Here is a 1,043-nt window from a genome sequence, read left to right as displayed (position 1 = left end):
AGTCCTTTACTAAAAGAAAAATAATCCCAAATCTAATCAAACTCGATTTCGAAATATTGAAGAATAGCTTTATAATTATCCTGGGCTGTAAGACAAGTGTCTAACAAGTATTCCCTTATATGCGTCCACTCCTGCAAACCTCTGTAATAAAATAGCTTTAGGTCTTCATCTATAATAAAAGGAACTATATTATAGGCAAGACATTCCTTAAACATTATCAACCGCCCTACACGACCATTACCATCTTGAAAAGGATGAATGATTTCAAACTGATAGTGAAAATTGATAATGTCTTCAAAACCCTTCTTTTCAATACTGTGATAATCGGAAAGTAATGCTTTCATTTTTGTAGCAACCTCTTTAGGCGGACAAGTTTCATTACCTCCCACTTCATTAGGCAATTTTTTATAGTCACCAACATTGAACCAATCTTTGCTGCTATCTGAAGTGCCTGATTTGAGTAAAAAATGCAATTCTTTGATAAATGATTCAGTGAGCTTATTTTTTGCTTTATCAATGATTAAATCGATACATCGGAAATGATTCGTTGTTTCTATAATATCGTCCACATTTACACTTCTTTCAGATGCTCCGATAGTATTGGTCTCAAAAATATAACGGGTTTGGTCGTGGGTTAATTTGCTTCCTTCAATCTTGTTGGAATTGTAGGTCAAATCAATCTGCGTGCGATGATAGATACCACCTTTGAGCTTCATTTCTTTTTGCTCTTTAAGATGATTGAGTAGAATATTATTACTGAATTTTTTCTTATTCCCTTTCTCCGGCAACTTCGAATCTTCTGGAATATTCCAAGTTTTACCAGTTAGGAAAGCCCCTTTGATTTTTCCTGTAGCACAATAATTCCGAATAGTTCTTTCCGGAATATTCCATTTTTTTGCAAATTCATTGACCGAAATATAATTCATAACTATTAATATAAATGCCGTTATCGGCAAATATACAATAAATACCAATTTACGTTAGCTCAATTTTTGCCGATAATGGCAATAATTGAGGATTAAATTTATTAAAGGAATACGCTT

General features: G+C 33.0%; 1 protein-coding gene. It reads right to left on the bottom strand.

From position 1 onward, the window contains the following. Window positions 1-32 precede the first annotated feature (32 nt). Window positions 33-926: a Fic family protein gene (locus tag OPU68_RS18090; protein WP_271248042.1), complete on the bottom strand. Its 894-nt coding sequence runs from the start codon at window positions 924-926 to the stop codon at window positions 33-35. Window positions 927-1,043: the final 117 nt, after the last annotated feature.

Source organism: Chryseobacterium sp. TB1-D10 (assembly GCF_059803555.1).
Note: the sequence above shows the minus strand (reverse complement) of the source record. Positions and strands in the feature narration are given on the sequence as shown.